Raw genomic sequence first — 10,727 nt, 5'->3', positions numbered from 1 at the left:
CGCCCCGGGGGCGCGCCGTCCGCCGCTCAGGCGGACGGCGCCCGGCCCACCAGTTCCCGCAGCACGTCCTCCAGGGTGACGAGTCCGACGGGCCGCCCGTGCTCACCGATCACCGCCGCCAGATGGGTCCCGCTGCCCCGCATCGCGGCCAGCACGTCGTCCAGCGGTGTCGACGCCTTCACCCGGGCGATCGGGCGCATGGCCGGCGGTGCGAACGGCACCTCCCGCTGCCGCGCGTCCAGCGCGTCCTTGACGTGCAGGTAGCCGAGAATCCGGCCGTCCTCGTCGGTGACGGGGAAGCGGGAGAAGCCGGACTCGGCGCAGAGCCGCTCCAGCTCCTCGGGCGTGACACCCAGTGATGCCGAGACCACCCGCTCCACCGGCAGCACGACCTCGCCCACCGGGCGTCGCCCCAGCTCCAGAACGTCCCTGAGGCGCTCGGTGGAGCGGTCGTCCAGCAGACCCGCCGCGCTGGAGTCGGCCACCATCCGCGCCAGCTCGTCGTCCGAGAACGAGGCGGACACCTCGTCCTTCGGCTGCACCCGCAGCAGCTTCAGCAGGGTGTTGGCGAAGCTGTTGATCGTGAAGATCACCGGCCGCAGGGCCCGGGCCAGCGCCACCATGGGCGGGCCGAGCAGCAGCGCCGAGCGGACCGGCTCGGCCAGCGCCACGTTCTTCGGGACCATCTCGCCGAAGAGCATGTGCAGATACGTCGCGGCGGTGAGCGCGATGACGAACGAGATGGGGTGGACCAGCCCGTGCGCCACGCCGACGGCGTCGAACAGCGGGGCCAGCAGATGGGCGATCGCGGGCTCGGCGACCACACCCAGCACCAGGGTGCACAGCGTGATGCCCAGCTGAGCCGCGGCCAGGAGCGCCGAGACGTGCTGCAGGCCCCACAGCACACTGCGCGCCCGCCGGTCGCCCTCGTCGGCGAGCGGTTCCACCTGACTGCGCCGGACCGAGATCATCGCGAACTCGGCCCCCACGAAGAAGGCGTTGGCGACCAGCGTCAGCAGGCCGATGAAGATCTGGAGCGCGGTCATCGGCCGGCCTCCTCGGAGCTGTCGCCGTCGCCGTCGCCGTCGGGGAGGGGGGCGTGCAGCCGGACCCGGGCCGCCCGGCGGCCGGTGGCGTCGACCACGCCGATCCGCCACCCGACGGCCTCCACGGTGTCACCGGCCACCGGGATCCGGCCCAGCTCGGTCGCCACCAGCCCGGCCAGCGTCTCGTACGGCCCCTCCGGGGCGCGCAGTCCGATGGCCCGCAACTGGTCGACGCGGGCCGCGCCGTCGGCGTCGTACACCGCGCGGCCCTCCTCGTCGGTGCCGGCCGGAGCCAGGTCGGGGGTCTCCAGCGGGTCGTGCTCGTCGCGGACCTCGCCGACGACCTCCTCGACGATGTCCTCCAGGGTGACCACGCCGGCCGTGCCGCCGTACTCGTCGATGACGACGGCCATGCCCTGCTTGCCGGAGAGCTGGTCCAGCAGCCGGTCCACCGGCAGCGACTCCGGGACGAGCAGGGGCTCGCGCAGGACCTCGGAGACCGGGTGCCGCGGGCGCCGGCCGGCGGGCACGGCCAGCACGTCCTTGAGGTGCGCGATGCCGACGACCGTGTCCAGGCTGCCCCGGTAGACCGGGAAGCGGGACAGGCCGGTCGCCCGGGTGGCGTTGGCGATGTCCTCCGCCGTCGCCTGCACCTCCAGCGCGACGACCTGGACCCGCGGGGTCATGACGTTCTCCGCCGTCAGATCGGCGAGCGTGAGCGTCCGGACGAAGAGTTCCGCGGTGTCGGCCTCCAACGCCCCCTCCTCCGCGGAGTGCCGGGCGAGGGCCACGAGCTCCTGCGGACCGCGGGCGGAGACCAGTTCCTCGGTGGGCTCCAGCCCCATCCGGTGCACCAGGCGGTTGGCGCTGTTGTTGAGGTGGCCGATCAGCGGACCGAAGAGCCTGCTGAACGCGCGCTGCGGGCCGGCGACCCGCTTGGCGACGGGCAGCGGGCGGGAGATGGCCCAGTTCTTGGGAACCAGCTCACCGACGACCATCAGCAGCACGGTGGAGATCGCGGTGCCCAGGACCAGCGCGGTCGAGGCGGAGGCGGAGGCGGGCAGCCCAATGGCCTCCAGCGGGCCGGTGAGCAGCCGGCCGAGGGACGGCTCCGCGAGCATGCCGATGACCAGGCCGGTGACCGTGATCCCGAGCTGGGCTCCGGAGAGCTGGAACGTCAGCGTCCGCACGGCCTGCAGCGCGCTGTCCGCCCCGCGCTCGCCGTCGGCGGCGGCCCGCTCCAGCACACTGCGCTCGATGGTGGTCAGCGAGAACTCGGCCGCGACGAAGACGCCGCAGGCGAGCGTCAGGAGCAGAGCCAGCGCGAGCAGCAGCACTTCGGTCATCGGGTCACCTCCGTCCCATGATCCGGCAGGGAGGTGCGGACGGCGCGATGTACGCGACGGTGCTGGCGGTATGCGCGACGGTGATGACGGGGAGGCTCGCCCATGGGCGGACGCTCACGACCTTTCCGGAAGCTGCGGCGGAACACCCATGGTAAAGGGTCGGCAAAGTCCGTGGGGGTGTTCACCGTGCACCGGCCGGCGGTCAGTGCTCCAGGTGTTTGACCCAGCGGCTCCACTGCGGCTCCGGCCCGTATCCGGCCGCCCGCCACGCCGGGTGGGCCGCCGCGTTGTCGTCGAGCACCATCGCGTCCCCCCGCCGGCCGCCCAGGGAGACGAAGCGCTCCTCGGCCGCCCGGAGCAGCGCCGTCGCCACGCCGCGCCGCCGGTGGTCCGGGTGCACGGCGAGCCGGTAGAGGTGGCAGCGCCATCCGTCGAAGCCCGCGATCACCGTGCCCACGAGCTCCCCCGCACGCTCGGCGAGCAGCAGGGAATCGGGGTCGCGGTCGACGAGCCGGGCGAGACCGCCGGGGTCGTCGCTGATGCTGGTGCCCTCCGCGGCCTCCTTCCAGAAGGCCAGGACGGGGTCGAGGTCGGAGAGAGTCGCGGGTCGAATACGAAGATCACTCACCGCTTCATCCCAACAGCCCACGGACCGGGGCGGCAACCGGATTCCGGTGATCCGCCGGCGGCTCCCGGCCGACGCCGACAGCTCGTGAGCACCTCGGCCGACGCGGGCAGCTCTTGAGCACCTCGGCGGTCGCCGGGTCGGTGACGACCAGCCGACCGCCGTCCCGCGGGCGCAATACCCGCCCCGGATCACTCGTGGGCAATGGCCGCCAGGACGTTCATCCTCGACGCCCGCAGCGCGGGCAGCAGGGCGGCGGCGAGCCCGACCACCACGGAGCCGACCACCACCGCCACGACCGTCGTCCAGGGAATCGCGAGCGCCTTCATCCCCTGGAGCGCCAGCACCTGCTGGATCGCCAGCCCCCAGACCAGCCCCAGCCCCAGGCCCAGCACCGCACCGAACACCGCGATCACCACCGACTCCAGGCGGATCATCCGGCGCAGTTGGCGCCGGGACAGTCCGATGGCCCGCAGCAGACCGATCTCCCGGGTGCGTTCGACGACCGACAGCGCCAGGGTGTTCACCACCCCGAGCACCGCGATCACGATGGCCAGCCCCAGCAGCGCGTACACCAGGTACAGCAGGACGGCGATCTGGTCGCGGACCAGGTCCTTGTAGTCGGCCCGGTCCCGCGCCTGCACCTGCGGGAACGGCTCCAGCGCCCGCTCCAGCCGCTCCCGCAGCACCGGCGGATCGGTGCCCGGCGCGGCATTGACGTACAGCGCGGAGTCCTGGCCGCCGGGCAGGTACTTCTCCAGGGTGCCCATGCCCAGGAAGAAACCGCCCCGGGTGCCCAGCCCTTCGGCCGTCTCCTGCTCGGTGAGCGCGGCCACCGTCAGCCGGGCCGCGCGGTGCGTCCGGAAGGAGACGTCCAGGACGTCGCCCCGGTCGATGCCGTGCCGCTCGGCGAACCGCCGCTCGACCGCGATCCGGTCCGGCGCCAGCGCCGCGGCGGTGTTCCCGCTCGCGTACTCCACGTTCGCGACCCGGTCGAGCCCCGGATCGAACGCTCCCGCCGAGGTCCGGATCCGGCCGCCGTCGGGCAGGTCGACCCGCATCGGCGCGAACCGCTGGCGCACCACCAGCCCCACGCCCCGCACCGCCCGCGTCCGTTCGGCGATCTCCTCCGGGAAGGGCTGGAAGGTACGGTTCTGCACCACGAAGTCGGAGCCGAGGGTCTTGTCGATCTGCTGGTCGAAGGACCGGGTCATCGACGCACCGGCCACCGACAGCCCGGTGACCAGGGCGAGCCCCACCATCAGCGCCGCCGCGGTCGCCCCGGTGCGGCGCGGATTGCGCAGCGCGTTGCGCCGGCTCAGCAGCCCCACCGGCCCGAAGAACCGGGGGAACGCCGCCCCCAGCACCCGGATGACCGGACGGACCAGCAGCGGGCCCGCCACGACCATCGCCACCAGCGTCAGCCCGACCCCGAGCAGCAGCAGGAACGCCGCCGCCGACGTCTCCGTCGCCGCCGCGCAGCCCGCCAGCGCCGCCGCGCCGGCCGCGCCGAGCAGCGCCCCCGCGACTGCCCGGATCCGCAACGGCCGCCCCACGCCCGCCACTTCGGCATCGGCGAGCGCCGCCATGGGGGAGACCCGGGCCGCCCGGCGGGCGGGCAGATACGCGGCGACGAACGTGACCCCCACGCCCACCGCGTACGCCGAGACCGGCGCCGTCCACCGGATCACCATGTCCGCCGCGTCCAGCCGCATGCCCAGCAGACTCATCAGCGCGATCAGCCCGGCCGCCAGACCGATGCCCCCGACCAGACCGAGCGTGGAGCCCGTCAGGCCGAGCAGAACGGCCTCCGCGAGCACCGAACGGCGCACCTGCCGGCGGTCCGCGCCCAGCGCCCGCAGCAGCCCCAGCTCCCGGGTGCGCTGGGCGATCAGCATGGAGAAGGTGTTGACGATCAGGAAGATCCCGACCAGCACCGCGACCCCGGCGAAGCCCAGCATCACGTACTTGATCACGTCCAGGAAGCCGCCCAGCTGGGCGGTGGCGGACTGGGCCTGCTCGCCGCGCGTCCGGATGTCGTAGCGCGGACCGAGCTCCGCCGCGATGCGCTGCTTCAGCGCCCGGTCACCGGTCCCCGGCTCCGCCGTGACCTTGATGGAGGTGGCCGCCCCCGCCTTCCCCAGCAGCCGGCTCTGCGCCGTCGGCGTGTCGAGGGCGATCAGCGCCGCGCCCGGGTTGGTCGTCGTGAAGGTCATGATCCCCACGACCCGTACCCGGAACGAGCCGGGGGCGGCGACCAGCCGCAGGGTGTCGCCGACGGACACGCCCTTGCGCCGCGCGGTGTCCGCGTCGATCAGCGCCTCGCGCGGGCCGTGCGGGGCGTGGCCGCCGGTCAGCTCGACGGGGCGCTGCTCGCCGGGGCTCCAGTCGGTGGCGACGGTGGGGGCGCCGGTGGTCGGTCCGACCGGCTCGTTCCGGGCGTTCACCGCGGTGATGTTCTGCACCCGTACGTCGGCCCGGGCGTCGGCCACGCCGGGCACCGCCGCGACCCGGTCCCGCAGCCGCGCGGGCAGCGTCGGGATCTGCCCGGACATCGGCCCGCCCGACTCCTCGAACGCCGACTTCGGCACCACCGTGACGTCCGCCGCCGTGGAGGCGAACAGCCGGTCGAACGTGCGGTTGACGGTGCCCGAGAAGATCAGGCTGCCGGCGACGAAGGCCACCGACAGGGTGACCGCGAGCGCCGACAGCAGCAGCCGCCCCTTGTGCGCGAGGAAGCTGCGCAGCGTGGTCCGCAGCACCGGGCGCTCAGCCTTTCCCGCTCGTGGACACGGAGTCGAACCGCTTCATCCGCTCCAGCACGGCCGCCGCCGTCGGGTGCGCCAGCTCGTCCACGATCCGCCCGTCCGCCAGGAACAGCACCCGGTCGGCGTGGGCCGCCGCCCCGGGGTCGTGGGTCACCATCACCACCGTCTGGCCCAGCGCGTCCACCGCCTCCCGCAGGAAGCGCAGCAGCTCGAGGCCGGACCGCGAGTCGAGATTGCCGGTCGGCTCGTCCGCGAAGATCAGCTCCGGGCGGGACGCCAGCGCCCGGGCACAGGCCACCCGCTGCTGCTGCCCGCCGGACAGCTGGGCCGGCCGGTGCTTCAGCCGGTCCCGGAGCCCCAGGGCGTCGATCACCCGGTCGAGCCACTCCTGCTCCGGTGCGCGGCCCGCGATGTCCATCGGCAGCGTGATGTTCTCCGCCGCGTTCAGGGTGGGCAGCAGGTTGAAGGACTGGAACATGAAGCCGACCCGGTCCCGCCGCAGCCGGGTCAGCTCCCGGTCGTTGAGCCCGGTGATCTCGGTGCGCCCCAGCCACACCTGGCCCGCCGACACCGTGTCCAGCCCTGCCAGACAGTGCATCAGCGTGGACTTGCCGGACCCCGAGGGGCCCATCACCGCGGTGAAGCGGCCACGGTCGATGGTCACATCCACCGCGTCCAGCGCGAGGACGGCCGTCTCGCCCGAGCCGTACGCCTTGGTGAGCGCCGCGGCCCGCGCGGCGACGTCCGGTGCCGCCGCCGCGCCCGACGCCGGGTCCGCCGCAGATGTGGACAAGGCCGCCTCCCCGAACCGGGATGTACCGTCCGTACGCGCCTGAGCGTAGGCCCGTACCGGCCGGAGCGGCATCCCCTCGGCGGGCGGATTCGGCGCGTCGCGCGCACCGCCCGCCCCCGGGGCCCCGGAGCGCCCCCGCGTCCCCCGCCGCCCCGCGCCCGACCGGGCGCCGGCACCGGCCGCGCTTGCCGGAGCTAGCGGGGGAGCGCTAGCTTTAAGGGGTGGCGAAGACACAGCTCAACGTGCGGGTGGACGAGAGCACGGCGGAGACGGCCCGGCAGCGTGCTCTCCAGAGGGGGCTCAGCATGAACCGTTACATCGAGGAGCTCGTCCGGCAGGACGCCGGTGAGGTCGGGCACACCTTCGTCGAAGCCGCCGCCGACTTCATGAAGCAGTACGAGAACGTGTTCGCCGAGGAGTTCGGCGAGGAGCGCGGCACCCGGCAGAACTCCCTTCCCGGAGACGACCCCCGCACCACCACGTGACGCTCCGCATCGATCTCGCCTGGCTCCTCATGATCGCTGAGCGCAACACCCCCGGAGACCCCCAGGTCACCGACTGGGGTGCCCTGGTGGCCGCGGTCAGCCGGCACGACGCCGAGATATTCGGCGTACCGGTCTACGCCGATCCCCAGGACCGCGCCGCCGCCCTGCTGCAACTGCTGCTGCACGTACCGGCCCTGGAGCGGTCGAACGCGATGTTCGCCTCCGCCGTCGCCTACGCCTATCTCGTCGCCAGCGGACTCAAGGTCACCACCTCGCCCGAGCAGGTCCGTGACCTGGCCCGGCTGGTGAAGGACGGCACGGCCGACGTCCGGGCCATCGCCGAGGAACTGCGCACCTGGAGCCGTTAGGCGCACGCACGCCGTCGGCTGCCCGAATCCCGGCCTGTTCCGGGCCCGCCCGGGCGGACGGCCGGTTCGCGCGGGCGCCGGAGCCCGCTCGGTTCACGCTTTGCGCGCCGTCCCCAGCACATGGGAGGAGGACGGCAGCACCGGACCGCCCTCGGGGACGCGCAGCCGCCGGTACTCCACCGGTTCGAACCCCGCGGACCGCAGGGCGGCCAGGGTGTCCCGGCCCGTATGGCAGCCACCGAACAACAGGGGCCAGACCGTACGGTCGAGCGTCTGCTGGGTGAACGCCATGCCGCGTCCCTCCGCCCGGACGTGCTCGAAGAAGCGCAGCTCGCCGCCGGGCCGCAGCACCCGGTGGACCTCGCTGAGCGCCCGCGGCAGATCCCGGACGCTGCACAGGACGAGCGAGGCGACCGCCGCGTCGAACGCCTCGCTCTTCACGGGCAGCGCCTCCGCCGTGCCCGGGACGACGTCGACCGGGACGTCCGAGCGCAGCGCGGCCTGCGCTGCCAGCCTCCGCAGATGGCGTTCCGGCTCGATCGCCACCACCTCGGACACGGCCCCGGGGTAGTGGGCGAAGTTCAGCCCGTTCCCCGCGCCGAGCTCGATCACCCGCCCGGACAGCCCGGCGAGCAACGCGTCCCGGTGCGCGGCGATCCCGGCCCTGTCCTCGGCGGCGGTGCTGAGCCGGGCGTAGAAGCGGGCGAAGAGCGGGTGGTGCACGGCGTCCCGGGGAACCGTGCTGCGACGCAGACCCATGGCAGGTCCCTTCTCCCGGCGGCGGGCGTCACCCGGAATTCTCCCCCGGCGGGGCGGGCTTGCACCGTTCCGTACGGAGGAGGTGTCCGGCCCCGGTCGCCCGGTCCGGCGGCCGGCCTCGGCCGCCGGAGCACCGGGCCCCTCGGTCGCGGTCCGAGGGCGCCGCCGGCGGGCGCCGCGCCGCACCGGCCGGTGTCCTACTCCGGCGCCATGCCCGCGGTGAAGCTCCGGGCGCACCAGGTGCCGCCCAGCTCGGGCCCCAGCCACCCCGGTGCCCCGGCGCGGAAGTCCGCGGGGCTCAGTGCTCCCGCCCGCTGCGGAACGGCGCCCGCCAGCGGCGCGTCCGCCACCTCCGGCAGTTCCGCGAGGTTGCAGCGGTCCGCCAGGTCCGGATCGTCGGGCCAGCTGCCGATCACCACGCCCGCACAGGTCAGCCGCCGTGCCCGCAGGGCCTCCGCGGTCAGCGTCGTCGCGTTCAGCGTGCCGAGCCCCGCGGTGGTGACGACCAGCACCGGGGCGGACAGCAGCCGCGCCGCGTCGGCCAGCGTCGCCCCCTGCTCGTCGAACCGGACGAGCAGCCCGCCCGCCCCCTCGACCAGGACGAGATCGTGCTCGGCCGCCAGCTTCTCCGCGGCCTCGGCGATCCGGTCGGGGCGGACCGGGGCCAGCCCGGCGCGCCGGGCGGCCGTGGAGGGGGCCAACGGCTCCGGGAAGCGGGCCAGTTCGGCCGTGGTGAGCCGGCCGGCGAGCCGCGCGACCTCCGCGGCGTCGCCGGGCTCGTCCGGGCCGACGCCGGTCTGGGCCGGCTTCAGCACCGCCACCGAGCGGCCCGCCGCCAGCGCCGTGGCGGCCACGGCGGCGGTCACCACCGTCTTGCCGATCTCCGTGCCCGTCCCCGAGACGACCACAACTGCCATGTCGTTCCTCCGCCTTCCGGTCCGCCGGGTCCTCCGGGCGCACCGCCGTACTCCGGCCCCACCGAAAGCGGTGGGGCCGGCCGTCAGCCCGCGGCCGCGGCCGCGTACACGGCCGCACCGATCCGGGCCAGATCCTCGTCACCCGTGATGTAGGGCGGCATGGTGTAGATGAGGTCGCGGAACGGCCGCACCCACACCCCTTCGCGAGCCGCCGCCCGGGTCGCCGCCGCCATGTCCGCCTCGTGGTCGAGCTGGACGACCCCGATCGCGCCGAGGACGCGTACGTCCCGGACCGTGGGGAGCTCCCCGGCCGGCGCCAGGCCCGCACGCAGCCCGGCCTCGACGCGCTTCACCTCGCCCTGCCAGTCGTGGGAGAGCAGCAGATCGACCGAGGCCAGCGAGACCGCCGCGGCGAGCGGATTGGCCATGAACGTCGGGCCGTGTGCGAGGACGGGCACCTCGCCCCGGGAGATGCCGTCGGCCACCCGGGACGTGCAGAGCGTGGCCGCCATCGTCAGATAGCCGCCGGTCAGCGCCTTCCCCAGGCACAGCACATCCGGGGAGATGCCCGCGTGCTCCGCCGCGAACAGCGTGCCCGTGCGGCCGAAGCCCGTGGCGATCTCGTCCAGGATCAGCAGGACGTCGTGCTCGTCGCAGGCCTCCCGCAGCACGCGCAGGAAGTCGGGGGAGTGGAAGCGCATCCCGCCCGCGCCCTGCACCACCGGCTCGACGATCACCGCGGCCAGCTCGTCGGCGTGCCGGGCGATCAGCTCCCGCAGATGCCGTGCGTACGCCTCGTCGGGCTCGGCGTCGAAGCCGGACGGCGGGGCGTCGGCGAAGACCTGCCGCGGCAGGGTGCCGGACCACAGGTGGTGCATCCCGCCCTCCGGGTCGCACACCGACATCGGCTGCCAGGTGTCACCGTGGTAACCGCCCCGCCAGGTCAGCAGGCGCTGCTTCGCCGGGCGGCCGACCGAGCGCCAGTACTGGCGGCACATCTTCACCGCGACCTCGACCGACACCGAGCCGGAGTCGGCCAGGAAGACGTGCTGCAGCGGTTCCGGGGTGATCTCCACCAGCCGGGCGGCCAGCCGGACCGCGGGCTCATGGGTGAGCCCCCCGAACATCACATGGCTCATCCGGTCCAGCTGGGCGCGCGCCGCCTCGTTCAGCACCGGGTGGTTGTAGCCGTGGACGGCGGACCACCACGACGCCATGCCGTCGATCAGCTCGGTGTGCCCCTCGACCGGTTCCGCCAGGCGCAGCCGGACCCCGGCCGCGGACTCCACGACCAGCGGGTCCTGCCGCCCCGGCATCGGGCCGTACGGGTGCCAGACGTGCTGCCGGTCCAGGGCGAGGAGCTCGCCCGTGGTCAGCGGCTCAGGCATTGGGCGCGACGTCCGTCCCCGCCCCGCGGCGGCGCACCGCGACCAGGTCCGACCGGACGTCGCCCGGCGCGGCCTGCGCGGGCAGCGGCTCGGTGCCGGCCTCCGCGACAGGCTCGGTCCCGGCGTCCGCGGCCGGTGCCGGATCGTGGCGGTGGGCACGACGGCGGTGCGGGCCCTGGAGTCGGCGGCCTCGCCGTCGGGTGTGGTGCGCCCCGCCGCCGGCTGGACGGAT

At 74.4% G+C, this 10,727-nt stretch carries 10 protein-coding genes and 1 pseudogene; 3 read left to right on the top strand and 8 right to left on the bottom strand.

What is annotated here, in order from left to right; genetic code table 11:
- Window positions 1-26: 26 nt before the first annotated feature.
- The 5 genes from ABT112_RS34170 to ABT112_RS34150 form a co-directional block, all read right to left on the bottom strand.
- Window positions 27-1,046, bottom strand: a complete 1,020-nt coding sequence (locus ABT112_RS34170; protein WP_351515706.1) for a hemolysin family protein — start codon at window positions 1,044-1,046, stop codon at window positions 27-29.
- Window positions 1,043-2,392, bottom strand: a complete 1,350-nt coding sequence (locus ABT112_RS34165; protein WP_351515705.1) for a hemolysin family protein — start codon at window positions 2,390-2,392, stop codon at window positions 1,043-1,045. Before ABT112_RS34165 ends, ABT112_RS34170 begins: the two co-directional genes overlap by 4 nt.
- A 202-nt stretch (window positions 2,393-2,594) precedes the next feature.
- Window positions 2,595-3,020: a GNAT family N-acetyltransferase gene (locus ABT112_RS34160; protein WP_351515704.1), complete on the bottom strand. Its 426-nt coding sequence runs from the start codon at window positions 3,018-3,020 to the stop codon at window positions 2,595-2,597.
- Between the two features lie 188 nt (window positions 3,021-3,208).
- Window positions 3,209-5,779, bottom strand: coding sequence for an ABC transporter permease (locus ABT112_RS34155; RefSeq protein ID WP_351515703.1), 2,571 nt, complete (start codon window positions 5,777-5,779; stop codon window positions 3,209-3,211).
- A gap of 7 nt (window positions 5,780-5,786) precedes the next feature.
- Complete coding sequence (locus ABT112_RS34150) at window positions 5,787-6,578, bottom strand: ABC transporter ATP-binding protein (protein ID WP_351515702.1); 792 nt, start codon at window positions 6,576-6,578, stop codon at window positions 5,787-5,789.
- A gap of 221 nt (window positions 6,579-6,799) precedes the next feature.
- On the opposite strand from ABT112_RS34150, the gene ABT112_RS34145 reads away from it, so the two are divergent.
- Window positions 6,800-7,063 carry an antitoxin gene (locus ABT112_RS34145; RefSeq protein ID WP_351515701.1) on the top strand — a complete coding sequence of 88 codons (264 nt, stop codon included), beginning with the start codon at window positions 6,800-6,802 and terminating at the stop codon, window positions 7,061-7,063.
- Window positions 7,060-7,431, top strand: coding sequence for a fic family toxin-antitoxin system, toxin component (locus ABT112_RS34140; RefSeq protein ID WP_351515700.1), 372 nt, complete (start codon window positions 7,060-7,062; stop codon window positions 7,429-7,431). Before ABT112_RS34145 ends, ABT112_RS34140 begins: the two co-directional genes overlap by 4 nt.
- Before the next feature lie 93 nt (window positions 7,432-7,524).
- Here ABT112_RS34140 and ABT112_RS34135 read toward each other — a convergent pair whose 3' ends face one another.
- The 3 genes from ABT112_RS34135 to ABT112_RS34125 all read right to left on the bottom strand — a co-directional run bounded on the left by ABT112_RS34135 (window position 7,525) and on the right by ABT112_RS34125 (window position 10,495).
- Window positions 7,525-8,190 (bottom strand): class I SAM-dependent methyltransferase, encoded by a 666-nt coding sequence (locus ABT112_RS34135; RefSeq protein ID WP_351515699.1) that lies wholly within the window; start codon window positions 8,188-8,190, stop codon window positions 7,525-7,527.
- 197 nt (window positions 8,191-8,387) lie between these two features.
- Complete coding sequence (gene bioD / locus ABT112_RS34130) at window positions 8,388-9,107, bottom strand: dethiobiotin synthase (protein ID WP_351515698.1); 720 nt, start codon at window positions 9,105-9,107, stop codon at window positions 8,388-8,390.
- A gap of 83 nt (window positions 9,108-9,190) precedes the next feature.
- Entirely contained in the window at window positions 9,191-10,495 is a 1,305-nt protein-coding gene (locus ABT112_RS34125; RefSeq protein WP_351515697.1) for an adenosylmethionine--8-amino-7-oxononanoate transaminase, read from the bottom strand.
- On the opposite strand from ABT112_RS34125, the pseudogene ABT112_RS34120 reads away from it, so the two are divergent.
- Window positions 10,476-10,727, top strand: a pseudogene (locus ABT112_RS34120) (hypothetical protein); the annotation flags it as partial. The gene ABT112_RS34125 and the pseudogene ABT112_RS34120 overlap by 20 nt on opposite strands.

The sequence above is a fragment of the Streptomyces sp. NPDC002055 genome (assembly GCF_040296705.1).
Classification (GTDB): Bacteria; Actinomycetota; Actinomycetes; order Streptomycetales; family Streptomycetaceae; genus Streptomyces.
This window is presented reverse-complemented; position numbering and strand designations above follow the sequence as displayed.